Origin of the sequence: Curtobacterium sp. MCPF17_031 (genome assembly GCF_003234035.1) — a bacterium.
Classification (GTDB): Bacteria; Actinomycetota; Actinomycetes; order Actinomycetales; family Microbacteriaceae; genus Curtobacterium.
The window spans coordinates 103,735-129,320 of record NZ_QKSG01000006.1 but is presented as its reverse complement, the minus strand read 5'-3'; the positions used below and the strand labels follow the sequence as shown (position 1 = coordinate 129,320).

23 protein-coding genes and 1 pseudogene are annotated in these 25,586 nt (G+C 71.0%); 15 read left to right on the top strand and 9 right to left on the bottom strand.

Features of this window, described 5'->3' with window-relative positions:
- Positions 1 to 3: 3 nt before the first annotated feature.
- Positions 4 to 1,119 carry a mannose-1-phosphate guanylyltransferase gene (locus DEJ31_RS10435; RefSeq protein WP_110902706.1) on the bottom strand — a complete coding sequence of 372 codons (1,116 nt, stop codon included), beginning with the start codon at positions 1,117 to 1,119 and terminating at the stop codon, positions 4 to 6.
- A gap of 160 nt (positions 1,120 to 1,279) precedes the next feature.
- Here DEJ31_RS10435 and DEJ31_RS10430 point away from each other — a divergent pair, with 160 nt between their 5' ends.
- The 6 genes from DEJ31_RS10430 (at position 1,280) to DEJ31_RS10405 (ending at position 6,838) form a co-directional block, all read left to right on the top strand.
- Positions 1,280 to 2,521, top strand: a complete 1,242-nt coding sequence (locus DEJ31_RS10430; protein ID WP_258366262.1) for a glycosyltransferase family 1 protein — start codon at positions 1,280 to 1,282, stop codon at positions 2,519 to 2,521.
- A 75-nt stretch (positions 2,522 to 2,596) separates the two neighbouring features.
- A complete protein-coding gene (gene sdhC / locus DEJ31_RS10425) occupies positions 2,597 to 3,058 on the top strand; it encodes a succinate dehydrogenase, cytochrome b556 subunit (protein ID WP_110902704.1) in 462 nt (153 codons plus the stop codon).
- A 13-nt stretch (positions 3,059 to 3,071) separates the two neighbouring features.
- Positions 3,072 to 3,518, top strand: coding sequence for a succinate dehydrogenase, hydrophobic membrane anchor protein (gene sdhD, locus DEJ31_RS10420; protein WP_110902703.1), 447 nt, complete (start codon positions 3,072 to 3,074; stop codon positions 3,516 to 3,518).
- A gap of 58 nt (positions 3,519 to 3,576) precedes the next feature.
- Positions 3,577 to 5,370, top strand: a complete 1,794-nt coding sequence (gene sdhA, locus DEJ31_RS10415) for a succinate dehydrogenase flavoprotein subunit (RefSeq protein WP_111044343.1) — start codon at positions 3,577 to 3,579, stop codon at positions 5,368 to 5,370.
- Position 5,371: 1 nt separating this feature from the next.
- Positions 5,372 to 6,145 (top strand): succinate dehydrogenase iron-sulfur subunit, encoded by a 774-nt coding sequence (locus DEJ31_RS10410; protein WP_111121803.1) that lies wholly within the window; start codon positions 5,372 to 5,374, stop codon positions 6,143 to 6,145.
- A gap of 51 nt (positions 6,146 to 6,196) precedes the next feature.
- Complete coding sequence (locus DEJ31_RS10405; protein ID WP_181432895.1) at positions 6,197 to 6,838, top strand: TNT domain-containing protein; 642 nt, start codon at positions 6,197 to 6,199, stop codon at positions 6,836 to 6,838.
- A gap of 77 nt (positions 6,839 to 6,915) precedes the next feature.
- Here DEJ31_RS10405 and DEJ31_RS10400 read toward each other — a convergent pair whose 3' ends face one another.
- The 7 genes from DEJ31_RS10400 to ptsP all read right to left on the bottom strand — a co-directional run bounded on the left by DEJ31_RS10400 (position 6,916) and on the right by ptsP (position 14,666).
- Complete coding sequence (locus DEJ31_RS10400) at positions 6,916 to 7,584, bottom strand: DUF805 domain-containing protein (RefSeq protein ID WP_309147277.1); 669 nt, start codon at positions 7,582 to 7,584, stop codon at positions 6,916 to 6,918.
- Positions 7,585 to 7,734: 150 nt separating this feature from the next.
- Complete coding sequence (locus DEJ31_RS17605) at positions 7,735 to 8,436, bottom strand: DUF805 domain-containing protein (RefSeq protein WP_258366261.1); 702 nt, start codon at positions 8,434 to 8,436, stop codon at positions 7,735 to 7,737.
- A gap of 225 nt (positions 8,437 to 8,661) precedes the next feature.
- Complete coding sequence (locus DEJ31_RS10390; protein ID WP_111121837.1) at positions 8,662 to 9,594, bottom strand: NADP-dependent oxidoreductase; 933 nt, start codon at positions 9,592 to 9,594, stop codon at positions 8,662 to 8,664.
- Positions 9,595 to 9,716: 122 nt separating this feature from the next.
- Entirely contained in the window at positions 9,717 to 10,868 is a 1,152-nt protein-coding gene (locus tag DEJ31_RS10385) for a mannitol-1-phosphate 5-dehydrogenase (protein WP_111121801.1), read from the bottom strand.
- Positions 10,865 to 11,302 carry a PTS sugar transporter subunit IIA gene (locus DEJ31_RS10380; RefSeq protein WP_111078241.1) on the bottom strand — a complete coding sequence of 146 codons (438 nt, stop codon included), beginning with the start codon at positions 11,300 to 11,302 and terminating at the stop codon, positions 10,865 to 10,867. Before DEJ31_RS10380 ends, DEJ31_RS10385 begins: the two co-directional genes overlap by 4 nt.
- Before the next feature lie 74 nt (positions 11,303 to 11,376).
- On the bottom strand, positions 11,377 to 12,936 hold the full coding sequence (locus DEJ31_RS10375; protein WP_181421476.1) for a PTS mannitol transporter subunit IICB: 1,560 nt from the start codon (positions 12,934 to 12,936) through the stop codon (positions 11,377 to 11,379).
- A 74-nt stretch (positions 12,937 to 13,010) separates the two neighbouring features.
- Positions 13,011 to 14,666 carry a phosphoenolpyruvate--protein phosphotransferase gene (ptsP, locus tag DEJ31_RS10370; protein ID WP_111121800.1) on the bottom strand — a complete coding sequence of 552 codons (1,656 nt, stop codon included), beginning with the start codon at positions 14,664 to 14,666 and terminating at the stop codon, positions 13,011 to 13,013.
- Positions 14,667 to 14,960: 294 nt separating this feature from the next.
- On the opposite strand from ptsP, the gene DEJ31_RS10365 reads away from it, so the two are divergent.
- From DEJ31_RS10365 to DEJ31_RS10325, 9 genes and pseudogenes are all read left to right on the top strand, one after another.
- The gene (locus DEJ31_RS10365) at positions 14,961 to 15,731 is read left to right on the top strand and encodes a DeoR/GlpR family DNA-binding transcription regulator (RefSeq protein ID WP_111078243.1); all 771 of its coding nucleotides are present in this window, start codon (positions 14,961 to 14,963) and stop codon (positions 15,729 to 15,731) included.
- Between the two features lie 107 nt (positions 15,732 to 15,838).
- Entirely contained in the window at positions 15,839 to 16,111 is a 273-nt protein-coding gene (locus DEJ31_RS10360) for an HPr family phosphocarrier protein (protein WP_110902694.1), read from the top strand.
- A 137-nt stretch (positions 16,112 to 16,248) separates the two neighbouring features.
- The gene (locus DEJ31_RS10355) at positions 16,249 to 17,091 is read left to right on the top strand and encodes an exodeoxyribonuclease III (protein WP_110902693.1); all 843 of its coding nucleotides are present in this window, start codon (positions 16,249 to 16,251) and stop codon (positions 17,089 to 17,091) included.
- A gap of 34 nt (positions 17,092 to 17,125) precedes the next feature.
- Positions 17,126 to 18,133: a tryptophan--tRNA ligase gene (gene trpS / locus DEJ31_RS10350; RefSeq protein WP_111044348.1), complete on the top strand. Its 1,008-nt coding sequence runs from the start codon at positions 17,126 to 17,128 to the stop codon at positions 18,131 to 18,133.
- Between the two features lie 6 nt (positions 18,134 to 18,139).
- Entirely contained in the window at positions 18,140 to 18,727 is a 588-nt protein-coding gene (locus DEJ31_RS10345; protein WP_111121799.1) for a GNAT family N-acetyltransferase, read from the top strand.
- Between the two features lie 68 nt (positions 18,728 to 18,795).
- Positions 18,796 to 19,836 carry a bifunctional diaminohydroxyphosphoribosylaminopyrimidine deaminase/5-amino-6-(5-phosphoribosylamino)uracil reductase RibD gene (ribD, locus tag DEJ31_RS10340; RefSeq protein WP_110902768.1) on the top strand — a complete coding sequence of 347 codons (1,041 nt, stop codon included), beginning with the start codon at positions 18,796 to 18,798 and terminating at the stop codon, positions 19,834 to 19,836.
- Positions 19,824 to 20,489 (top strand): annotated as a pseudogene (ribA, locus tag DEJ31_RS10335) (GTP cyclohydrolase II); the annotation flags it as partial. The gene ribD and the pseudogene ribA, both read left to right, overlap by 13 nt.
- Before the next feature lie 223 nt (positions 20,490 to 20,712).
- Positions 20,713 to 22,116, top strand: a complete 1,404-nt coding sequence (locus tag DEJ31_RS10330; protein WP_111044349.1) for an MFS transporter — start codon at positions 20,713 to 20,715, stop codon at positions 22,114 to 22,116.
- A 106-nt stretch (positions 22,117 to 22,222) separates the two neighbouring features.
- A complete protein-coding gene (locus DEJ31_RS10325; protein ID WP_111044350.1) occupies positions 22,223 to 24,058 on the top strand; it encodes an ABC transporter ATP-binding protein in 1,836 nt (611 codons plus the stop codon).
- A 19-nt stretch (positions 24,059 to 24,077) separates the two neighbouring features.
- Here DEJ31_RS10325 and DEJ31_RS10320 read toward each other — a convergent pair whose 3' ends face one another.
- Complete coding sequence (locus tag DEJ31_RS10320) at positions 24,078 to 25,517, bottom strand: NAD-dependent succinate-semialdehyde dehydrogenase (protein WP_111121836.1); 1,440 nt, start codon at positions 25,515 to 25,517, stop codon at positions 24,078 to 24,080.
- Between the last annotated feature and the right edge of the window lie 69 nt (positions 25,518 to 25,586).

Genomic DNA, 25,586 nt, shown 5'->3' with positions numbered 1-25,586 from the left:
CCCTCAGAGCACGTCGTCCCGCCCACTGATCTTCAGCGCGTCCACCACGCCCTTGACCCGCTGTGCGTTCGCGCTCGTGGTGACGAGCAGCGCGTCCGGGGTGTCGACGACGACGATGTCCTCGACACCGATCAGCGAGATCAGCCGGTTGCTCTGCGACACGACGATGCCGCTCGCCGAGTCGGCCAGGATGCGAGCGTTGTCGCCCAGCACGGCCAGGTTGTTCTTGCGCCCACCGGACTGCAGCTTCGCGAGCGAGGCGAAGTCGCCGACGTCGTCCCAGTCGAAGTCGCCGGGCACGACCGCCATGCGTCCGGCGGCGGCTGCGGGCTCGGCGACGGTGTAGTCGATCGCGATCTTCTTCAGGGTCGGCCAGATGCGGTCGACCACGATCCCGCGCGCGGAGGTGTCCCACGCGGCGGCGAGCTCCTCGATGCCGGCGAGCAGCTCGGGCTCGTTGCGCCCGATCTCGGCGAGGAGCACATCGGCGCGGCTGATGAACATGCCCGCGTTCCAGAGGTACGACCCGTCGGCGACGTACTTCTTCGCGGTCTTCAGGTCGGGCTTCTCGACGAAGGACCGGACGGCGTGTGCGGTGGTCGCGCCCGCGACGTCGAGCGACTCGTCGGCGGCGTGGATGTAGCCGAAGCCGATGGCGGGCTCGGAGGGCGTGATGCCGATCGTCGTGATGAACCCGGCGCGGGCGGCGGCGACGGCCTCGCGGACGGACCGGCGGAACCCGCGGGCGTCGCCGATCACGTGGTCGGCGGCGAAGGAGCCGATCACGACGTCGGGCTCGCGGCGGTGCAGGATCGCGGCGGCGAGACCGATCGCGGCGGTGGAGTCCTTCGGCTCGCTCTCGAGCACGACGTTGTGGTCCTCGACCCCGGGGAGCTGCGACTCGACGGCGACGCGGTGGGCGCGGCCGGTGACGACCATGATGCGGTCGGGTCCGGCGAGCGGCTCGAGCCGGTCCCATGTCTGCCGCAGCAGGGACGACCCGGAGCCGGTCAGGTCGTGCAGGAACTTCGGGGCGTCGGCGCGCGAGAGCGGCCACAGGCGCGATCCGATGCCGCCGGCCGGGATGATCGCGTAGAAGTCGTCGAGTGCGTCCGTCACGCGCCCACCGTACCGGCGCGCCCATGCGGCAGCTGCGCGTCGTCTGGACGTGTCGTGGACGACCCCGGTGTCGGCGCACGGTCTGTTCACCCCTCGCGCGCACCGCGTTCACGTCGCACCCCCCGGTCGTCCACGCGTCGGCGTGAGCATGGGCCGTGCCATGAACGCACGCAGCGTGGAGCGAGGCGACGAGTCCCCCAGGACCGTCGCCGTCGTGACCGAGAGCTTCCTGCCCACCCTCAACGGCGTCACCACGAGCGTCCTCGCGGTGCTCGAACACCTGCGACGTCGCGGCCACCGGGCCGTCGTCATCGCCCCGGACACCCCCGGCCTGGCGGCCTGGCGGTCGCGCTCCGAGCAGGAGCGGCACCTGGGCTTCGACGTGCACCGGATCCCCGCGGTCGCGTACCGGCAGTTCCCGGTCGCGCTCCCGCACCCGGTCCTCGACACGATCCTCGCCGCGTCTGGCGCCGACGTGCTGCACGCCGCCAGCCCCTTCCTGTTGGGTGGGCGCGCGATCACGGCGGCCGGGAGGCTCGGCATCCCCTCCGTCGCCGTCTTCCAGACCGACGTGGCCGGGTTCGCACAACGGAACGGCCTGTCCGCAGCGGCCCCGCTGGTCCGCCGGGTCCTCGGGCGCATCCACGCGGGAGCGTCGCTGACGCTGGCGCCGTCCTCGGCGACGGCCGCGATGCTCGCGGAAGCGGGCGTCCCACGGGTGGCCCGCTGGGGTCGTGGTGTGGACACGGCCCTCTTCCACCCGGACCGTCGCTCCTCCGCCCACGTCCGGGCCCTGCGCCGGCGGATCGCCCCGAACGGGGAGACCGTCGTCGGCTACGTGGGTCGGCTGGCACCGGAGAAGGAGGTCGAACGGCTCGCGGAGCTCGGCGGCATGCCGGGCATCCGGGTCGTGGTCGCAGGAGGGGGTCCCTCCCGGGCGCTGCTCGAGCGGCGCCTGCGCCACCTGGACGTGACCTTCACCGGTCCGCTGCGCGGCGATGCGCTGGCGGACGCGTACGCGATGCTCGACGTGTTCGTGCACACCGGGGCCGCCGAGACGTTCGGGCAGACCCTGCAGGAGGCCCACGCGGCCGGCCTGCCGGTGGTGGCCCCGGCCGCCGGCGGACCGCTCGACCTGGTGTCGCCGGGTCTGGACGGCGAGCTGTACGACCCGGCAGCGGCGCTGTCTCTCCGCGCGGCCGTGGCGCGGTTGCACGCCGACCGGGCACTCGCCGAGCGGATGGGCTCCGCGGGTCGACTGCGGGTCGAGGGCACGACGTGGGAGTCGGTCGGTGACGAGTTGCTCGCCCACCACGAGACGGCGCGGACGATCGGCGCTCCGCCGGCCGTGCCCCGCACCGCCCGCACCGGGTGGCACGAGAACGTCGGTGCCCGGACGTAGGATGGTGTCGTTCCACACGAACACGACGGCAACGGCGCGCCGATCGGTGCGCCGGCCCTACGGGAAGGCGAGCTCATGGCCGAGCAGACCGCAGGCGGGACGGCGACAGCCACCCCGCAGGTGACCATCGACGGTACGTCGATCGACGCACCTCGGACGCGCGCGCCGCAGGGCACGCTCTACCGCGGCTCGATCGGGATGTGGTCGTGGGTGCTGCACCGGATCACCGGCGTCGCCATCTACTTCTTCCTGCTCGTGCACATCCTCGACACGGCACTGGTCCGGCTCTCGCCCGAGGCCTACAACGCCGTCATCGGCACGTACAAGACGCCGCTGATGAACCTCGGCGAGATCGCCCTCGTCGCCGCCATCGTGTTCCACGCGTTCAACGGGCTGCGGATCATCCTCATCGACTTCTGGTCGAAGGGGCCGAAGTACCAGCGCGCCATGTTCTGGGTCGTCCTCGTGCTCTGGGCAGTGGCGATCGCGGGCTTCCTGCCGCGCCAGCTCATGAACCTCGTCGCCGACTTCAACTGAACCGAGGGCTGTCATGACCACCGAGACCGTCGCACGGCCCCGCAGCGCCGACGCCGCCCGCCGCACCACCAACTGGGAGAAGTGGGGCTGGATCTACATGCGGGCCTCGGGCGTGCTGCTCGTCGTCCTCATCTTCGGCCACCTCTTCGTGAACATGGTCGCCGGCGAAGGCGTCAAGCAGATCGACTTCGCCTTCGTCGCCGGCAAGTGGGCGAGCCCGTTCTGGCGGATCTGGGACACGCTGATGCTCTGGCTCGCGCTGATCCACGGCTCGAACGGCATGCGCACGATCATCAACGACTACGTCGGCAAGGCCGGGGTCCGCAAGACCCTGCTCGGCGCCGTGCTCGTCGCGTGTGTCCTCCTCATCGTCCTCGGCACGCTCGTGTGCTGGACGTTCGACCCGTGCCCCGCCGGCGCTGCCGCTGCGGACCTGCCGTCCTTCTGCCCCGCGCAGTAGACGTCGTACCGCACCCGCCGACGCCCCGCACGCTCCACCTCCTGATCGAAAGACCCCTGTGACCGACATCACCGTGCACCACCACCAGTTCGACATCGTCATCATCGGCGCAGGAGGCGCCGGCATGCGGGCCGCCATCGAAGCCGGTCCGAAGGCGAACACCGCCGTCATCTCGAAGCTGTACCCGACGCGCTCCCACACCGGAGCGGCGCAGGGCGGCATGGCGGCCGCCCTCGCGAACGTCGAAGAGGACTCGTGGGAGTGGCACACCTTCGACACCATCAAGGGCGGCGACTACCTGGTCGACCAGGACGCCGCCGAGATCCTGGCGAAGGAGGCCATCGACGCGGTCATCGACCTCGAGAACATGGGCCTGCCGTTCAACCGGACGCCCGAGGGCAAGATCGACCAGCGACGGTTCGGTGGCCACACCCGAGACCACGGCAAGGCCCCGGTCCGCCGTGCCTGCTACGCGGCCGACCGCACCGGCCACATGATCCTGCAGACCCTGTTCCAGAACTGCGTGAAGCTCGGGGTCAACTTCTTCAACGAGTTCTACGCGCTCGACCTCATCATGGTCGACGTGGTGGGCGACGACGGCGTCACCCGCAAGCAGCCGGCCGGCGTGGTCGCTTTCGAGCTCTCGACCGGCGAGCTGCACGTGTTCCACGCGAAGGCGATGGTCTTCGCGACCGGTGGCTTCGGCAAGATGTACAAGACCACCTCGAACGCACACACGCTCACCGGTGACGGTGTCGGCATCGTCTGGCGGACCGGGCTGCCGCTCGAGGACATGGAGTTCTTCCAGTTCCACCCGACCGGGCTCGCGGGCCTCGGCATCCTGCTGACCGAGGGCGCCCGTGGTGAGGGCGCGATCCTCCGCAACGCCTCGGGAGAACGGTTCATGGAGCGCTACGCCCCGACCATCAAGGACCTCGCGCCGCGCGACATCGTCGCCCGCTGCATGGTGCAGGAGGTCGCCGAGGGACGCGGCGCCGGTCCGAACAAGGACTACGTGCTGCTCGACTGCACGCACCTCGGTGCCGAGGTGCTCGAGACGAAGCTGCCCGACATCACCGAGTTCGCCCGCACCTACCTGGGCGTCGACCCGGTCGTCGAGCCGGTGCCGGTGATGCCGACCGCGCACTACGCGATGGGCGGCATCCCGACCAACGTCAAGGCCGAGGTCCTCTCGGACAACGACACCGTCGTCCCGGGTCTCTACGCCGCCGGCGAGTGCGCCTGCGTCTCGGTGCACGGCTCGAACCGTCTCGGGACGAACTCACTGCTCGACATCAACGTGTTCGGCAAGCGCTCGGGCAACAACGCCGCCGAGTACGTGCAGACGGCCGAGTTCCTGCCGCTGCCCGAGGACCCCGCGGCGAACGTGCGCGGCATGCTCGAGCAGCTCCGGGCCTCCACCGGGACCGAACGGGTCTCCGTGCTCCGCAAGGAGCTGCAGGAGGAGATGGACAAGAACGCGCAGGTGTTCCGCACCGACGAGTCCCTCGCCCGCGTGACGGAGACCATCCACACGCTCCGGAACCGCTTCATGCAGGTCTCGGTGCAGGACAAGGGCAAGCGGTTCAACACCGACCTGCTCGAAGCGGTCGAGCTCGGGTTCCTGCTCGACCTGGCCGAGGTCGTCGTGTACTCGGCACGGAACCGCAAGGAGTCCCGCGGCGGCCACATGCGCGACGACTACCCGAAGCGCGACGACGAGAACTACATGCAGCACACCATGGCGTACCTGACGGGCGACCCGCACTCGTCCCTCGCCGACGACCACATCACGCTCGACTGGAAGCCGGTCGTGATCACCCGGTACCAGCCGATGGAGAGGAAGTACTGAGATGACCGACACCCTGGTCTCCGACGCGCCCCGCACCGACACCGTGCAGGACGCCCCTCCCGGATCGTTCTCCGTCACGGTGATCGTCCGCCGGTTCGAGCCGGACGTGGACGACGAGCCGCGCTGGCAGGACTTCGACGTCATGATGCTGCCGACCGACCGCATCCTGGACGCGCTGCACAAGATCAAGTGGGAGCAGGACGGGTCCCTGACCTTCCGACGTTCCTGCGCCCACGGCGTGTGCGGCTCCGACGCGATGCGCATCAACGGCCGCAACCGCCTGGCGTGCAAGACGCTGATCAAGGACCTCGACATCTCGAAGCCGATCTACGTCGAGGCGATCAAGGGCCTGCCGCTCGAGAAGGACCTCATCGTCGACATGGAGCCCTTCTTCAAGTCGTTCCGGGAGGTGCAGCCGTTCCTGCAGCCGAAGTCGGCGCCGGAGAAGGGCAAGGAGCGCATCCAGTCGGTGGCCGACCGTGCCCGCTTCGACGACACCACCAAGTGCATCCTCTGCGCCGCGTGCACGTCCTCGTGCCCGGTGTTCTGGACCGACGGCCAGTACTTCGGCCCGGCGGCGATCGTCAACGCGCACCGCTTCATCTTCGACTCCCGCGACGACGCGGCCGACGTGCGCCTGGACATCCTCAACGACAAGGAAGGCGTCTGGCGCTGCCGCACGACCTTCAACTGCACCGACGCCTGCCCCCGCGGTATCCAGGTGACGAAGGCGATCTCCGAGGTCAAGCAGGCCGTCATGCGCGGCCGGGCGTAGCACGCCGATGCCGACAGGAACGTCATGGGCGGGCGCGCTAGGCTCCCGCTCATGACGTTCGCGGACACCCGCCCCATCCTGGATCAGCTCGGCTACACGGTCCGGTACGTGCAGCTCCCCGGCGAGACGCTCCACGAGCCGCCGGTGGAGGGTGCACTGCGCATCGTCCCGGTCGACGCCGGCTCCTTCGCGCTCGAGGTCGTCGACTACGGCACCGCCCGTCGCCTGGCCACGGCCGGCAACGAGGCCGACGCGGTCGAGATGCTCCGGCGCTTCCTGAACCGGCCGTTCCCGGACGCGCGCGACATCCGTCGCAGCGACCTCGACCAGATGCGGGACCGGTCGGCGTCGACCTACCCGCAGCTGGCGCAGCAGGTCGCCGCGACCGGTGACGCCGGACTGACGATCCAGATCCCGGCCGGTGTGCCCGTGGACCGCATCGGCGGACCGGACGGCTACCTCCTGCACCCGCTCGAGACGCCGCTGCCGGCACGATCGCTGCCGCCGCACACGGCCGCCTCCCCCGAGGTGCACCGGTACGTCGTCGAGCGACCGTTCCTCGTCACCGTCCGGTTCGTGCGGCCGTGGTTCGACCAGCCGGGTGGTGCGCTCCGGTTCGAGATCGCGAACCCTACCTCGACCGTCCGCGACCTGGTCGTCGACGGATCGCTGGCCCGCGTCCGCGTGGTCTGAGTCGTCAATCCGTTCCGTCCCGCGACGAAGCCCTCCTCCCCGACCGGGGCAGGAGGGCTTCGTCGTGGTGTGGTGCGTCAGCCGCGCTCGGGGCGGTCGAACCGCTGGCCCTCGGGCTTCGAGGGCATGAGGAACAGCACGAGCACGATGATCGGCCCGACGAACGGGATGAGGACGAGCAGGTAGAACGGCCCGGCGAAGTTCCCGTCGTGCAGTCGTCGCCACGCCAGCGCGAGCGTCGGCAGCAGGATCGCGAGCCAGAAGAGGCCCACGATCGAGTAGGCGATGAGGTAGAGCGGCGACGGCGAGGTCATCACCGACGTGACGCTGTACCCGGTACTGACGGTCTGCCGCTCGGACATCGCGAACCCGACGCCGACCAAGGTCCAGAGCACGGCGAAGACGATGAAGCTGGCGAGGGACCACCACCAGAACTCGCTCCGACTGGCGCGGCCGTCGAACCGGACGTACTTCTTGAAGAACCGCTTGACCGCGTTCGGGAACGAGATGCCGTACCACGGCGCCCACAGCGGCGGCTCACCGTTCGGCCCGGTCTGGACGGCCTGACCGTAGCCCTGCGGCTGCTGGCCGTACTGGCCCTGCTGGCCGTACTGCTGCTGCCCGTACTGCTGCTGGCCCTGCTGGCCGTACTGCTGTCCCTGCTGCTGCTGTCCGTACGGGTTCTGCTGCCCGTACGGCTGCTGGTCGTCCGGCTTGCCGTACGGCTGCTGCGGGTTGTCGCTCACGGTGTCTCCCCTGGTGTCGAGTGGTGCTCGGCTCTGAGTCAACCAGGAACGGTCTACACCGGGGGGAACGTGACGACCCCCGACCGAGGGGCAGCCCCACGGGTCACCACGGCGACCCGACCACGTGGCAGGGCCGCCGTGAGACGTCGATCAGCCGCGGTTCGGCTGGTCGAAGCGGGCACCCTCCCGGACGGACGGGATGCAGCCGATCACGATGGCGAAGAGCACACCGATCGGCGGGATGATGAACAGCAGCGCCAGGAGGCCCGAGAAGTTCACGTCGTGCAGGCGGCGCACGGTGAGCGCGATGAACCCGACGAGGGTCGCGAGCGCCCAGAGTCCGCCGACCACGTTCGAGTCGCTGCCGCCGATGACGGTGTCGATCAGGTTCGTGACGATGTTGCCGATCGCCCACCAGAGCGCCCAGAACCAGAACTCGCTGCGGCTGGCGCGACCGTCGAAGCGCACGTACTTCTTCCAGAAGCGCGTGAAGGCCTTCGGGAACGGGATGCCGTACCAGGGCGCCCAGAGCGGGGGTTCGCCCTGCGCCACCGGCTGCTGCCCGTACGACTGCGGCTGGGCGAACTGCCCCGGCTGCTGACCGTACTGGCCCGGCTGACCCGGCTGACCCGGCTGCGCGGGCTGCCCGTACGGCGACTGCTGCCCGTACTGCCCGGGCTGCGCGTACGGGGCCTGCTGGCCGTACGGCGGCTGCTGCGTCGGCTGTCCGGAGGGCTGCTGCCCGTACGGCGACTGCGCCGGCGGCTGCTGCCCGTACGGCGACCCCTGCGACAGGTCGGGCTCGTCACCCGGACGCTTGGCGTACGGGTCCTGGGGGTACTGGTCGCTCACGGCGGTTCCTTCCGGGGTGCGGGGTCGGTGTACCCGCGGCGATCCGGGCGATGGTGCCGACCGCCGGGACCCGTGCCCCGCCGTCCTGCTCCCCCGCACACTGACCCCGCGCGCTGGACCTAGTGTGCCAGCCCCGGCTCCGTCAGGACAGCAGCGCCGCGACGGCACACGCCCACGACACCGGCGCAGCACCTGCCCGCGTCGACACCGCTCAGGGCGCAGGGCTCAGGGCAGCAGCGCCAGCTTCCCGCCGGGGTGCCCCGACTCGAGCAGCTCGAGGGCCGCCCGAGCCTCGGCGAGCGGGAAGGTCCGGGCGACCGGCACGACGAGCTCGCCGCGTCCGGCCAGGTCGATGAGGCGCGCCCGCACCGAGTCCCGGAACGCGGCGCTGTCGGGCTGGGCTCCGCCGATCGCGGTGATGCCGGCCTCCTCCGCGCGCCCGAAGGCGGCGATGGTCGCGATGCGACTGCGGTCCGTCACCAGGGACGACGAGACGTCGACGGCTTCGTCCGACCCGACGCAGTCCAGGGCCACGTCGACACCGGAGGCGGCGAGGTCACGGACGCGGGCCTCCAGTCCGTCCCCGTACGCGACCCACGTACCACCGTGTCCGCGGACGGTGTCGGCGTTCGCCTCGGAGGCGGTGCCGATCGCTCGTGCGCCGAGCGCACGGAGCTGCTGGAGCAGGCTGACCCCGACCGCCCCGGAGGCGCCGTGCACGAGCACCGTGTCGCCCGCCTGCACGCCCGTGACGCGGATGAGGTCCGCCGCCGTCGTGCCCGCGAGCAGCAGGTTCGCGGCCTCCGGGAACCCGAGCGACGGCGGCTTGGCGAACACGTCCGCCGCGGGCAGCGTGAGCTCCTCGGTCCAGCCACCGCGGACCCGGAACGCCAGGACCTCGTCCCCGACGGTGACCGGGCCGGACGCGATCGTCGTGTCGGGTCCGACGGCACTGACGACGCCGGCGACCTCGTACCCGATCGGCACGGGGAAGTCGGACGGGTCGCCCCGCTGCGTGTGCTTCGCGTCGGCGGGGTTCATCCCGGCGGCCCGGACGCGGACGGTCACCTCGCCGGGGCCCGGGGCCGGCACCTCGACGTCGACCAGTTCGAACACGTCACTGCCGCCCGGACGCGGTGCCACCCACTGCTTCGTCATGTCCGCGACGGTACTCGCGGGCATGGCGGCGTCGTCGAGCGTGCGGTGGACCCGCACCGAGACGCGACGGGAGGCCCGGTACCAGCTGGTACCGGGCCTCCCGTCGGGTCAGATGACGCCCGTCAGGCGCGGGCGGCGCCGACCCGGCCCGTGAACGAGGCGTGCAGCGGGTGCTCGCCACCGAGGCCGGTGATCTCGGAGGCGATGTCGGCGTCCGATCGGTCCGAGTGCAGCAGCGCCTGCAACTCGACGCTCTGCTCGTCGTCCGCGACGTCGAACCGGAGTGCGGCACCCATCGCGTCGAGGAGCGCGGTCGGCTCGGTGCCGTTCTCGGCGAGGGCGGCGGCCGGCGACACGAACCGCTCGTCGCGGGAGAGCTTGCGCAGCGGCTGGCGGCCGACGCGCGAGACGGTGTCCGGCAGGTGCGGGTTCTCGAAGCGGCCGATGATGGCCTCCACGTAGGCCCGGTGCACCTCGGGGTCGAGCTCGTGTCGACGGACGAGCAGGTCGCTCGTCTCGGCGAGCACGGCCTCGAGCGCCGAACGGACCGCGGGCATCGCGACGGCGTCGGAGATCCGGTCCGCACCGGCGAGGAACCCGTGGTACGCGACGGTGGCGTGCCCGGTGTTCACCGTGAAGAGCTTGCGCTCGATCGACGCGGCGAGGCCGTCGACGTAGTGCGCGCCCGGCAGCTCCGGCTCGGCACCGTGGAAGGGCGTGCGGTCGATGGCCCATTCGAAGTAGGTCTCGACGGTGACGTCGAGCCCGCCCCCCGGAGCCTGCGCCGGGACGATGCGGTCCACGGCGGTGTTCGCGAAGACGGCCTTCGCCAGGGCATCGGCCCGCTCGTCCTCCGGCAACGCGTCGACGATGAACTCGCGGAGGCGGTCGGTGGCGTTGATCGCGTTCTCGCATGCCATCACGGCGAGCGGCGCGGCGTCGACGGAGCGCTCCTGCAGCCCCCTCGCGATGACGGGGGCGATGAACTTCAGGACCGTCGGGCCGACGGCGCAGGTGACGACGTCGGCGGTCGCGATCTCGGCGACGACACCGGCCTCGTCCTGTGCGCTGTTCACGGCGCGGAACCCGGTGACGACGTGGTCCTGGGCGCCCGCGCCGACCTCGTGCACGGTGTACGAGTCGGCGGCGGCCAGGGCGTCGATCAGCGGAGCGGCGACGTCGGCGAAGACGACCTCGTACCCGGCCTGGTGGAGCAGCAGACCGACGAAACCGCGGCCGATGTTGCCCGCACCGAAGTGGACGGCGGTGCTCACTCGTTGACCTCGCCGAGGATCGCGAGGATCGCGGCCGCGTCGGGGGCATCCGTCAGTGCCTGGACCTGGTCCTCGTCGGAGAACACGATCGCGATCTTGCTGAGGATGTCGAGGTGCTCGTTGTTCACGCCGGCGATGCCGACGACGAAGCGGACGTCGTTGCCGTCCCAGTCGATCGGGGTGGCGTAGCGGACGAACGACAGCGCAGAGGCCTTGATGGCGTCCTTCGCGTCGTTCGTGCCGTGCGGGATCGCCAGGTAGTTGCCCATGTAGGTCGAGACGCTCTTCTCGCGCTCGAGCATGGCGGGGTAGTAGTCCGCGGTGACCGCGCCGACCTCCTGGAGGATCGCAGCCGCCTCCTTCATCGCCTCCGACTTGGTCGGCGCAGCGTCCTCGGTGTGGATGCGGATCTGGCTCTCCTGCAGGACGGGCATACGGTTCTCCTTGTTCGTGGTGGACGGCGGAAGAGGGGACGGTCGCCCGTCCCCTCCCCCATCGTGCTCTTGTCTTACTGGTTCTTGAGCTGGTCGACGACCTGGTCGTACTGCGGCGCGTTCATGAAGTTGCCGACCGACACGTGCTGTGCGTTCGGGTTCTTCTGCTTCGCGCGGTCCGTGAGCTCCTCCTGGGTGATGATGAGGTCCTCGTCACCCGAGAGGTTCGCGATCGCCTTGTTCACGACCGTGACACCCTCGATACCAGCCTTCTTGATCTTGTTCCGCAGGACACTCGCACCCATGGCGCTCGAGCCCATGCCGGCGTCGCAGGCGAAGACGACGTTCTCGACGCGCGTCGCCGTGGCCGTGCTGGCGGAGCCGACGCCCCCGAGGGAGGCCTCGGCCTCTTCCTCGTTGGCCGGGGAGTTGGTGCCGAGCAGGCCCGAGGTCGCGGCGTTGACGTCGCGGCCCTTGTTCTGCTGGAGCTTCGCCATCGCGGCGCTCATGTCGCCGCCGTTGCCGGAGGCCAGGTCACGCTTGCGGCTGGCGATCAGGAAGAACGACGCCACCGCGAAGGACACGGCAGCCGACAGGACGACGGACAGGATGACACCGACGTAGCTGTCCTTCGCCGTCGCGGTCAGGACCGCGATGATCGACCCGGGCGACGCCGGGGCGACGAGGCCGGACTGGAAGGCGACGTTCGTGGCGACACCGGTCGCACCGCCGAGGATGACGGCGACGAAGAGGATCGGCTTCTGCAGCACGTACGGGAAGTAGATCTCGTGGATGCCACCGAAGAACTGGATGAGGATCGCGCCGGGAGCGGTCGAGCGGGCGATGCCGACACCGAAGAAGGTGAAGGCGAGCAGGATGCCGAGACCGGGGCCGGGGTTCGCCTCGAGGAGGAACAGGATCGACTTGCCGGACTCCTGGACCTGCTGCGCACCGAGCTGGTCGAGCACGCCGTGGTTGATCGCGTTGTTGAGGAAGAAGACCTTCGCCGGCTCGATGATGACGCTGGCGAGCGGCAGCAGCGAGCTGTCGACGAGGAACTTCACCGCGGCGCCGAGGCCCTCGGCGATGAGCTTGAACAGCGGGGCCAGCCAGAAGAAGCCGATCAGCGCGAGCACGAAGCCGAGGATGCCGGCCGCGTAGTTGTTGACGAGCATCTCGAAGCCGGGCTTGATCTTGCCGTCCCAGATCTTGTCGATCTGCTTGATGAGGTACGCACCGAGCGGACCACAGATCATCGCGCCGAGGATCATGATCGTGCCGTTGGCGCCGATGATGACGCCCATGGCCATCACGGAACCGACGACGGCGCCGCGGGTCTCGTAGACCATCCGGCCGCCCTGGAAGGCGATCGCGAGCGGGATGAGGTAGGTGAGGATCGGGCCGACGAGGCCGATGTTGGCCACGCCGTTCGTCTCACCGAAACCACCGAGGACGCCCACGGGCGTCCAACCGGTCTCGATGAAGAAGGCGGTGATGAGGCCCCACGCGATGAAGATCGCGATGTTGGGCATCACCATGCCGGACAGGAACGTGCCGAACTTCTGGACGGCGACGCGAGCGCCACCCCGCGACTTGTCGCGGGTGTCTGGCGCTGCAACGGACGACGTTGTCATGTGCGTTGACTCTCTGTGTGTGGTGCTGCTGCAGGGATCGGGTGTGGTGCTGTGGGATGGGGCGAGGTGCGGGCTCAGACGGCGTGCGCCGCGGCGGCAGCGGACTTGGCGGCCGCTGCCGTGCTCGCGGCGAGTGCTGCCTGGGCCATCCCGCGGGCTTCGTCGAGGGTGTGCTTGCCGAGTTCGGCGCGCACGTCGGCGAGGGCCGCGGGGGTCATGGAGAGCGTGGTGGCGCCGAGGCCGACGAGGACGACGGCGAGCAGCGGGTCGGCCGCGGCCTCGCCGCAGATGCCGACCGCCTTGCCCGCGTCCGCCCCCGCCGTGCCGAGCTGGGCGACGAGGCGCAGGACGGCGGGGTGCCACGGGTCCTGGTAGTGCGCGACGGTGCCGAGCATCCGGTCGGCCGCCATCGTGTACTGGGTCAGGTCGTTCGTGCCGATCGAGACGAAGTCGGCGGACTGGAACACCTGCTCGGCCATCAGCGCCAGGGAGGGCACCTCGGCCATCACACCGGCGGTGCGGATGCCGAGTTCGCGAGCGAGGTCGACGAAGTACTCGGTCTCCTCGGCGTCGGCGACCATCGGGGCCATCACCCAGAGGTCGGCCTCGGTCGCGGCGTCGGCCTGTGCGAGGGCGGTCAGCTGGTCGCGGAGCACCTGCGGGTGGTTCCGGAGCGCCCGGAGTCCACGACGGCCGAGCGCCGGGTTCTCCTCGTCCTTGTCGGTGAGGAAGGGCAGCGGCTTGTCGGCGCCGGCGTCGAGCGCACGGACGACGACCTTCCTGCCGGGGAACGCCGCGAGCAACTGCTCGTACGACGCCTGCTGCGAGGCGACGGTCGGGGCGGTGGGCGAGTCGAGGAACAGGAACTCGGTGCGGAACAGGCCGACACCCTCGGCGCCGAGGTCGACGGCGGCCTGCGCGTCGGCCGGGCTGCCGAGGTTCGCGAGCAGCGGGACGACGTGGCCGTCGGCGAGGGCGCCGGCGGTCAGGGGCGCGGCAGCGGCGGCACGGCGCTCGGCGATGCGCTGCTCGACGTCGGCGACGAGCTCGTCGGACGGCTCGGTCACGACGGTGCCGGCACCGGCGTCGACGACCACGTGCTGGCCCTCGGCGAGGTCGTCGGCACCGGTCACGCCGACGATGGCGGTGATGCCCTTGGCCCGGGCGAGGATCGCGGTGTGCGAGGTCGGGCCGCCGTCACGGGTGACGAGGGCCAGGACCTTGTCGAGGTCGAGCAGGGCGGTGTCCGCCGGGGCGAGGTCGCGGGCGACGAGCACGAAGGGGGTCTCCGACTCGGGCACGCCCGGTGCGGGGACGCCGCGGAGCTTCGCGACGATGCGCTGGGCGACGTCGTCGAGGTCGGCTGCGCGCTCCCCCATGTAGCCCCCCATGCCGACGAGCAGGTCACGGAACTGCGCGAACGCCTCGTGCACGGCGCGCTCGGCGTTGGTGCCGCCGTCGATGCGGACGTGCACGTCGTCGAGGAGGGTCGGGTCCTGGGCCATCAGCGCCTGGGCCTCGAGCACGGCCTGGGCGTCGCCGCCGGCGAGCTGTCCGCGCTTGTTGAGGTCCTCCGCCACCGCGGCGAGCGCGGTGTGCACGGCCTGCTTGGCGTCGTCGGCCGAACCCTCGAGCGGGGCGGTCGAAGGGGTTCCCAGGGGGTCCGCCATCCGGAGCACGGGGCCGTGGGCAACGCCGCGGCCGACGCCGGTTCCGAGCAGATCGGACATGGGGAGACTCCTTCATCTCACGCGCAGCAGCGGTGGGTGGTTCGGGGGCGGTGCTGCGTCCGGTGCGTGCTGCGACCGGACGGCTCTGCAGCACCATACATCGCGCCGCGTTGACAAACAAACACATCCGGGGATAAAAATGCAGAAACAGATGCCCGTTTGCGTTTGCCGTCCACAGGCGCCCCGGGCCTCCCGGACAGATCGTGCCCGAGCATGTCCGTTCCGCTCCACATGGCCGTCCCCGACCGGACGCGCAGCCCGACCCGAGCGACCCGCTCGACCAGATGAGGCCCGATGTACGCACCAGAACGCCACCAGCGCATCGTCGAACAGGCGCGCGCCCACGGCCGGGTCGACGTCAAGGACCTCGCCGAACTGCTCGCCGTCACGCCGGAGACCATCCGCCGCGACCTGACCAGCCTCGAGCGCCGCGGACTCGTCCGTCGCGCCCACGGCGGCGCGATCCCCGTCGAGCGGATCACCCTGCACCCGGGCGTCGGCGACCGCGGTGGCATCAACCAGACCGAGAAGATGGTGATCGCCGAGGCGGCCCTCGCCGAGCTGCCGGAGAACGGCTCCGTGATGATCGACGCCGGCACGTCGACGATCTGCCTGGCCGAGATGCTGCCCACCGACCGCGGTCTCACCGTCGTCACGCACTCGCTGCCGGTGGCGATGGCCGTCGCCAACCGCCCGGGCATCGACCTGCACCTGCTCGGCGGCAACATCCGGAGCGATTCGCTCGCCGGCGTCGGCACGTGGACGCACCAGCTCATCGGCATGGTCAGCGTCGACGTCGCCTTCGTCAGCATCAACGGGATCACCCCGGAGCGTGGGCTGACGACGCACAACATGGCCGAGGCCGCCGTGAAGTCCGCCATGATCAAGTCCGCCCGCCGGAGCATCCTGCTCGCCGACCACACCAAGTTCGGTCGCGAGGAGTTCGGTCGGGTCGCTCCGCTCGCCGCGATCGACACGATCATCACCGACCCCGACGTCAACCTGGACCTGGTGCGCGAGGTCGAGGCCGCCGGCACCGAGGTCTTCTGGCCCGGGCGCGACTGACCACGGGACGTCGACCACGCCGGCCCGTCCGCGCCCCACCAACCCCGGGAACCACCCGCCAGGCGCTCGCTACCATGAGCGCACCACCCATCGACAGGAGCCCATCGATGTCCGAAGCCACCCGCACCGTCACCGTCGCCAGCGCGTCCGGCCTGCACGCACGACCCGCGTCGCTGTTCGTCCAGACCGTCACCGCGTCCGGTCACCAGGTCACCATCACCAAGGGTGAGAAGTCGGCCAACGCCGGCAGCATCCTCGGCCTCCTCGGCCTCGGCGTCGAGAACGGCGACGAGGTCGCGCTGACCGTGTCCGGCGACGACGCCGAGACCACCGCGGACAGCCTGGTCGACTTCCTGCAGACGGACCACGACGCCGCCTGACCCGGCCTGTGCGCGACCTGCGCGACCAAGATCGGACGGGAGGCCCGGTACCAGCTGGTGCCGGGCCTCCCGTCCGTCGTCGGGTCACCGCTGACGTCCGCGCCGCCGCGTCGGACGCCGCCGATAGGCTGGTCGGCATGACACGCCTGCGCCTCGCGACCGTCAACGTCAACGGCATCCGTGCCGCGTTCCGGAAGGGGATGGGCGACTGGCTCGCCGAGCGCGACGTCGACGTGCTCGCCCTGCAGGAGGTCCGCGCCTCGACCGAGGACCTGACCGGCCTCCTCGGCGACGAGTGGGACGTCGTGCACGACCCCGCGTCGGCGAAGGGCCGCGCCGGTGTCGCCATCGCCTCGCGGCACCGGGCGCACCTGCACCGGGTCGAGCTCGGGGCCGAGGACTTCGACTCCGCCGGCCGCTGGCTCGAGGCCGACTACGAGATCGGCGGACGGACGGTCACGGTCGTCTCCACCTACGTGCACTCGGGCGAGGTCGACACCCCGAAGCAGGACGAGAAGTGGAAGTTCCTCGACGCCATGACCGCGCGGCTGCCCGCGCTCCGCGAGCACAACCCGCTCGCCGTCGTCGTCGGTGACCTCAACGTCGGCCACGACCAGCGGGACATCAAGAACTGGAAGGGCAACGTCAAGCGCGCCGGCTTCCTGCCGCGCGAGCGCGCCTACTTCAGCCGGTTCTTCGGCGCCGACGGCGAACCGGTCGAGGGTGCCGACGGCAGCACCGCACCCGGCCTCGGTTGGGTCGACGTCGGCCGTGCTCAGGCCGGTGACGTCGACGGGCCGTACACGTGGTGGTCCTGGCGCGGGCAGGCCTTCGACAACGACTCCGGCTGGCGCATCGACTACCAGGTCGCGACGCCCGAACTCGCCGCGACGGTGACCTCGTACACCGTCGACCGGGCCGCTGCGTACGACCAGCGATGGTCCGACCACGCCCCCGTGGTCGTCGACTACGAACTCTGATCCCCCACTCGCTCCCGAGCACCAGGACTCCCGCATGACCAGCACCCGCATCTTCTCCGGCATCCAGCCCTCGGCCGGGTCCCTCCACCTCGGCAACTACATCGGCGCCCTCATGCAGTGGCGCGACCTGCAGGACGACCACGACGCCGTGTACTGCGTGGTCGACATGCACGCCATCACGTCCCCGCAGGACCCGGCGGCGCTCCGCGAGAACACCCGACGGACCGCGGCGCAGTACATCGCCGCGGGCATCGACCCGACGAAGTCGACGCTGTTCATCCAGTCGCACGTGCCCGCACACGCCCAGCTCGCCTGGGTGCTCAACACCATCACGGGCTTCGGCGAGGCGAGCCGGATGACCCAGTTCAAGGACAAGTCGGCGCGACAGGGTGCCGAGGCCGCCTCGGTCGGGCTGTTCACCTACCCGATGTTGATGGCCGCCGACATCCTGCTCTACGACGCCCAGGTGGTGCCGGTCGGCGACGACCAGCGCCAGCACGTCGAGCTGACCCGAGACCTCGCCGGCCGCTTCAACTCCCGCTTCGGTGACACGTTCGTCGTGCCGGAAGCGCGGATCCTCGGCGACACCGCCCGGATCTACGACCTGCAGGAGCCCACGAGCAAGATGAGCAAGTCGGCGGCGTCGGACAGCGGCCTGGTGCTGCTGCTCGACGAGCCGAAGCGCACCGCGAAGAAGATCCGATCGGCGGTCACCGACACCGAGCGGGAGATCCGCGCCGACCGGGCCGGGAAGCCCGGTGTCACGAACCTGCTGGCGATCCTCTCCGCGTTCACCCACACCCCGGTCGCCGAGCTCGAGGCCTCGTTCGTCGGCAAGGGCTACGGCGACCTGAAGGGCGAGGTGGCCGACGCGGTCGTCGCCGAGCTCGAGCCGGTCCGCACCCGGACGCTCGAACTCCTCGACGACCCCGCCGAGCTGGACCGCCTGCTCGAGGTCGGCGCCGAGCGGGCCGAGTCGATCGCCGAGGCCACGCTCGCCCGCGTGTACGACGCGATCGGCTTCGTGCCCCGCGCCCGCTGACCGGCCGTGCTCCCCGTCACCCTCGAGTCGGCACGGGTCCGGCTCGACATGCCGACCCGTGCCGACACGGCCGCCATCACCGAGGCCTGTCAGGACCCGGAGATCGTCCGCTGGACGACGATCCCGCAGCCGTACCGGGCGCAGGACGCGCAGTCCTTCGTCGACGCGCTCGTCGGACCCGGATGGGCGTCGGACCGCGAGTACACCTGGGCGATCCGACGGCAGGGGTCGACCTGGCTCGACGGTGTCATCAGCTACCGGACGGCCCGCCGGGACCTCGGGTTCTGGCTGGCGCCCACGGCCCGCGGTACCGGACTCGTGCACGACGCCGTCGAACTCGTCGTGGCGTGGGCGTTCGCGCAGGGCGCCCCGGACGTGTACTGGGAGTGCTACGTCGGCAACACCGCGTCGGCCGCGGTCGCCCGTCGTGCCGGCTTCGCGTACACCGGAAGCGGTGACGCCCTCGTGCCGAACCGTGACGGCTCGCCGGCCCCGGCGTGGAAGGGCCTGCGGCGCGCGGACGGGACGCCCGCGTCCGACCTGCCCTGGCCTCCCGGATCGACGTCGCAGACCGCCGGTAGTCTCGCTCCGTGAGCCACACCGCACCCGACACGGCCCCGGGGCCGCACGGCCTGCCCGCCAGCGACGCCGAGGTCCGCGCGATGCGCCGCGCACTCGAACTCGCGGCCCGGGGCCCGGCCGTCGGCGACCACGCCCGGGTCGGCGCCGTCGTGCTCTCCCCCGACGGCGACGTCCTCGGCGAGGGTTGGCACCGCGGTGCGGGCACCCCGCACGCCGAGGTCGACGCGATGCGGAAGGTCGACCCGGCGCGGCTCCGTGGCGCGACCGCGGTGGTGACCCTCGAACCGTGCGACCACGTCGGCCGGACCGGGCCGTGCTCCGTCGCCCTCATCGAGGCCGGCGTCGCGCGGGTCGTGTACGCCGTCGACGACCCCGGTCCCGCCGCCCACGGTGGCGCGGACCGACTGCGAGCCGCCGGCGTCGACGTGGTGCCGGACGTCCTCGCCGACCAGGCCGAGGCGTTCCTCGAGCGCTGGCTGCTCTCCGTCCGTCTCGGGCGTCCCTGGGTGACCGTGAAGTGGGCCGCCAGCCTGGACGGTCGTGCCGCCGCGGCCGACGGGTCGAGTCAGTGGATCACCGGCGCCGCCGCCCGCCAGCACGTGCACGAACAACGGGCCGCGCACGACGCCGTCCTGGTCGGTACCGGTACCGCCCTGGCCGACGACCCCAGCCTGACCGCACGCGGCGACGCCGGGGAGTTCCTCGCCGACCAGCCGTTGCCCGTCGTCCTCGGCGACCGAGCCCTGCCGGCGGACGCCGCCCTGCACCGGCATCCCCGCGGGGTCGTCACGATCTCCGGACACGACCTCGACGCCGCGCTCCGCTCGCTCCGAGCACGCGGGGTGCACAGCGTCCTCGTCGAGGGCGGCCCGACCGTCGCCTCGGCGTTCATCGCCGCCGGACTGGCCGACGAACTGCTCGTCTACCTGGCCCCGGTACTGCTCGGCGGACCCCGCGTCGCACTCGGCGACATCGGGGTGGGAAGTATCCAAGAGGCGCGGACGTTGCGTGTACTGTCGACGTCCAGCCTCGGCCCCGATCTGCTGGTCCGCGCCCGCACGGTCCCGCAGCGGCCTGACGGCGCGGTCGACGGGGCCCCCACCGACCGGAGCACCACATGACCGACGCACTGACCTCCGCCACCCCCGGGAGCCCGGTGTCGTTCGAGGTGTCCACGAACGTCCCCACCACGCACGGCCTCTTCGAGATGCGCGCCTACCGCGACCTCGTGACGAGCGCGGAACACGTCGCCGTGATCGCGAAGACCCCCGACGGCCAGGCACCCTCGGACGGCGCACTCGTGCGGGTGCACTCCGAGTGCCTGACCGGTGAGGCCTTCGGGTCGCTGAAGTGCGAGTGCGGCCCGCAGCTCGACGCCGCCCTCGACACCATCGCCGCCGAGGGCGGGGTCGTCGTCTACCTGCGGGGCCACGAAGGTCGCGGCATCGGCCTCATCAACAAGCTCAAGGCCTACCGCCTGCAGGAGGACGGGCTCGACACGCTCGACGCGAACCTCGCGCTCGGCCTCCCGGCCGACTCCCGCGAGTACGGCGGCGCCGCCGGGATCCTCGCCGACCTCGGCATCACCCGTGTGCGGCTGCTCTCGAACAACCCCGAGAAGCGCCGACAGTTGGTGGAGCACGGCATCACGGTGGACTCCCTCGTGCCGCTGGTCGTCGGGATCTCCGCGCAGAACGCCGGGTACCTGGACACAAAGCGCGACCGCATGGGCCACACGCTGCCGTCGCACCTCGGCACCGGCGCGAGCAACTGACCGACCGGCAACCGTCCGACCGGCGAACTGACGGCCAGCTCAGGGTCGATTCGCAGCTGCCCGACATCCGTCGTACACTGAGGACCCCGTCACGAGCGGGACCACCACCTCCGAACGCACCCGACCCGGTGTCCGCGCCACCCCGCGCGAACCGTGTCGCCAGTCCGCCGTCCGGTCACCGCAGCGCTCCTCGAACGCGCGCACCTCGAAGGTCCTCACACGCATGTCCGCCGCCCCGGCCACCCCGACGTCTGCCACGAAGACGAACCCGCGCTCGCGCGTCGTCATCGCGAGCCTCGTCGGCACCTCCATCGAGTTCTACGACTTCTACGTCTACGCGACCGCCGCCGTCCTCGTCTTCCCCACCCTGTTCTTCCCGAACGAGGACCCGACGGCGTCGCAGCTGTCCTCGTTCGTGACGTTCGCGCTGGCGTTCTTCGCCCGTCCGGTCGGATCGATCCTGTTCGGTCACTTCGGTGACCGCGTCGGACGGAAGACCACCCTCGTCGCCTCCCTGCTCGTGATGGGCACCGCGACGTTCCTCATCGGCTGCCTGCCGACCTTCGGCTCGGTCGGGGTCCTGGCGCCCGTGCTCCTCGCCGTCCTCCGCTTCGCCCAGGGCGTCGGACTCGGCGGCGAGTGGTCCGGCGCGGCACTGCTCGCGACGGAGAACGCCCCCGAGGGCAAGCGCGGCGTGTTCGGTTCGATGCCGCAGCTCGGCGCCCCGATCGGCTTCCTGCTCGCCAACGGCCTGTTCATCATCATCAACGCGGCGCTGCCCGCCGGTGCCGACGGCACCCCGAACGCCGACTTCCAGGCGTGGGGATGGCGCATCCCGTTCCTGGTGTCCTCCGTGCTCGTCCTCATCGGGCTCTACGTGCGCTTCCGTCTGGTCGAGTCCACCGTGTTCCGTGGCGTCCAGGAGTCCGGCTCGGTCGCGAAGGTCCCGCTCGGCCGGGTGTTCCGCACCTCCTGGCGCGCGGTCGTCGTCGGCACCTTCGGCATGGTCGCGACCTACGTGCTCTTCTACTTCATGACGACCTTCACGCTGAACTACGGCACGGCGGGCGACACCGCGTCGAAGCTCGTCCCGAAGATCGGGCTCGGGTACTCGCGCGGCGAGTTCCTGTCACTGCTCATGATCGGTGTCGTCTTCTTCGGCATCTGCACGCCGATCGCGGGCCTGCTCGCCGACCGGTTCGGACGCCGCCGCACGCTCATCCCGACCACCATCGGCATCGCGCTCTTCGGCCTGACGTTCCAGTTCTGGTTCGCGGCGGCTCACGGACCGATCACCGTGGTCACGTTCCTGATCGTCGGACTGTCACTGATGGGGCTCACATTCGGTCCGATGGGCGCGCTGCTGCCGGAGCTGTTCCCGACCAACGTCCGGTACACCGGCTCCGCGCTGGCGTACAACGTCGCGTCGATCCTCGGTGCCTCGCTCGCGCCGACCATCGCCCTCAAGCTGTGGCAGCCGGACGGGAACATCTTCCTCGTCGGCCTCTACCTGACCATCGCGGCGGTCGTGACGCTGGTCGCGCTGTTCCTCGTCCGCGAGACCCGCGGGAGCGACCTCGCGGACACGGTCGACGACCAGCCGGCCGTGGAGCGCGTCGCCCCGTAGCGCGAGCGCTCCTCCGCGAGCATCTGACGGACGGGAGGCTCCCCACCACACCGGTGGGGAGCCTCCCGTCCGTCTGTCGGTCCCGCGGTGAGAGAATCGACCCACGATGAGCAACCCGTTCGCACGCCCGAAGAAGACCGACGGGCCCCGCGCCACCTTCGGTCGCCTGCTGTCCTACCTGTTCGAGAACAAGCCGGCGATGGTCGTCATCATCGTGCTGAGCATCCTCGGGGCAGGAGCGTCCCTGGCGCAGCCGCTGCTCGTGAACCAGGTCGTGACCGCCGTCCAACAGGGCACCGGCATGTCGGCGCTGGTGTGGGCGCTCGTGGTCCTGGTGCTCGTCGCCGGCGTCCTGAACGGTGTCCAGCACTTCCTGCTGCAGCGTGCCGGCGAAGGCGTCGTGCTCTCCACCCGGCGCAAGCTCATCGCACGGATCCTCAACCTGCCGATCTCGGAGTTCGACGTCCGACGCACCGGTGACCTGGTGTCCCGCGTCGGCAGCGACACCACGCTCCTCCGGGCCGTCCTGACGCAGGGGCTGATCGAGTCCATCGGCGGCGCGCTCACCTTCGCCGGCGCGGTCATCGCGATGGCGATCATCGACCCGCTGCTCCTCGTCGTGGTGATCGTCATCGTCATCGTCGCGGTGGTCGTCGTCGGCGGCCTCAGCCGGCGCATCCGGGTCGCCTCGAAGGCCGCGCAGGAGAAGGTCGGCGACCTCACCGCCGCGGTCGAGCGCGGCATCGGCGCCGTCCGCACCATCCGTGCCGCGGGTGCCACGGCGCGCGAGGTCAGTGAGGTCGACCAGCACGCGACGGAGGCCTACCAGCGCGGGCTCGTCATCGCCCGGATGTCAGCGTTCGTGGTGCCGGTCGCGAGCATCGTCATGCAGGTCGCGTTCATCGCCGTGCTCGGCATCGGCGGCGCGCAGGTCGCGGCGGGGACGATCACGATCGCGACCCTCATCACGTTCATCCTGCTGCTCTTCATGATGATCATGCCGCTCGGTCAGGCCCTCGGCGCGGTCGTCGCCGTGGCGCAGGCCCTCGGTGCCCTCGGCCGCATCGAGGAGGTCCTGCACCTGCCGACCGAGGACCAGGACGACGCCGCGGTCCGGCCGGCCGCCGCGATCGCCACGGACGACGCGATCACGTTCGAACACGTCACCTTCCGGTACGCGGTGTCCCCGGACGCGGTCGGCACGGACGGGGCCGAAGGGGCGGGCGACGTCAGTGCGGTGGCACCGAGCGCCGAGGACGACCAGGTCGTGCTGCGCGACGTGTCGTTCAGCGTCCCGCGCGGCTCCCGTGTCGCGCTGGTCGGTCCGTCCGGTGCGGGCAAGTCGACGACGCTCGCGCTCATCGAGCGCTTCTACGACCCGACCGACGGCGTCATCCGACTCGGTGGTCTGGACGTCCGCGGCCTCGACCGCGCCGAACTCCGAGCGCAGATCGGGTACGTCGAACAGGATGCCCCCGTGCTGGCCGGCACGATCCGAGCGAACCTGCTGCTCGGGTCGCCGGACGCGTCCGAGTCCGAGTGCGTCCGGGTGCTCGAGGCCGTGAACCTCGGCGACGTGCTGCACCGCGACCCCCGCGGCCTCGACGCGCAGGTCGGTGAGGACGGCGTGATGCTCTCCGGCGGGGAACGGCAGCGCCTCGCCATCGCGCGGGCCCTGCTCGCCGCTCCCCCGATCCTCCTGCTCGACGAGTCGACGTCCTCGCTCGACGGTGTGAACGAGCAGAAGATGCGCCTGGCGATCGACGCCGTCGCCGAGGACCGCACCCTGCTCGTCATCGCCCACCGACTGTCCACCGTGGTGGACTCCGACGTCATCGTCGTGCTCGAGCACGGCCGCGTCGTCGGTGTCGGCACCCACTCCGAACTCGTGCAGAGCACCCCGCTCTACCGCGACCTGGCGAAGCACCAGCTCCTCGTCTGAGGCCACCTCTGCGAGGGGCTCAGGCGGCGAAGGGGTCCGGCGTCAGGACGTAGACCGTCTCCAGGTACTCCTCGAGGCCCTCGTGCGAGCCCTCGCGGCCGAGACCGGAGGCCTTCACGCCGCCGAACGGGAACGCCGCGTTGGACACGACCCCCGTGTTCCATCCGAGCATCCCCGTCTCGAGCCGTTCGGCCAGCCGCTGCCCACGGCGCATGTCCTCAGTGAACGCGTATGCGACGAGGCCGTACTCCGTGTCGTTGGCGAGGCGGATGCCCTCCTCCTCCGTCGCGAAGCGCGTGATCGACACGACCGGTCCGAAGATCTCGGTGGTCAGGATGTCCGAGCCGGGCTGGACGTCGTCCAGGAGCGTCGGTGCGTAGAAGGTGCCCTCGCGCTCGACCCTCACCCCACCGGTGACGAGTCGTGCGCCGCGCTCGACGGCGTCGTCCACGAGCCCCGCGGCCTTGTCGACCGCGCGAGAGTCGATGAGCGGGCCGATGTCCGTACCGTCCTCGGTGCCCCGACCGATGCGCAGCGCGTCGATCCGCTCGGTGAGTGCCGCGGTGAACGCGTCGGCGATGCCCTCCTGCACGAAGAAGCGGTTGGCCGCGGTGCAGGCTTCGCCGACGTTGCGGAACTTCGCCTGCATCGCGGCGTCCACCGCGCGGTCGAGGTCGGCGTCGTCGAACACCAGGAGCGGGGCGTTGCCCCCGAGCTCCATGCTCGTCTTCAGGACGTTGTCGGCCGCCTGCTTGAGCAGCGCCGAACCGACCGGGGTCGAGCCGGTGAAGGTGAGCTTCCGCAGCCGGCGGTCGGCGATGACCGGCGCGGACAGGGCCTTCGCGTCCGAGGCCGGCACCACGTTGAGGACACCGTCCGGCAGCCCGGCGCGACGGAACAGCTCGACCAGGTACAGCGTGGTCAGCGGGGTGAGGTCGGCGGGCTTCAGCACGACCGTGCACCCGGCGGCCAGCGCCGGTGCGAGCTTCCGGGTGGCCATCGCCAGTGGGAAGTTCCACGGCGTGATCGCGTAGACGGGGCCGACCGGACGCTTGAGGACGATGCCGCGACCGGTGCCCTCCGGGTTCGTGCGGTAGTCGCCGCCGATGCGCACGGCTTCCTCCGAGAACCAGCGGAGGAACTCGGCACCGTAGACGACCTCGCCGCGGGACTCTGCGAGCGGCTTGCCCATCTCGAGCGTCATGATCGCGGCGATGTCGTCGGCGTGCTCGTGCACGAGGTCGAACGTGCGCCGGAGCAGGTCGGAGCGGTGCCGGGGTGCGGTCGCCGCCCACTCGGCCTGTGCGGCGACGGCGGAGTCGAGTGCGGCGATGCCGTCCTCCGGGGTGGCGTCCGCGACGCTCGCGAGGACCGCGCCGGTGGAGGGGCCGCGGACGTCGAAGGTCGCACCGCCGCTCGCGGGACGCCAGGAGCCGCCGATGAAGAGGCCGGTGGGCACGTCGGGGACGCTGACGTGCTCGTCACCGACCGTGGTCCTGGTGGCGGTCGTGGTGCTGGTCGTCTGCTC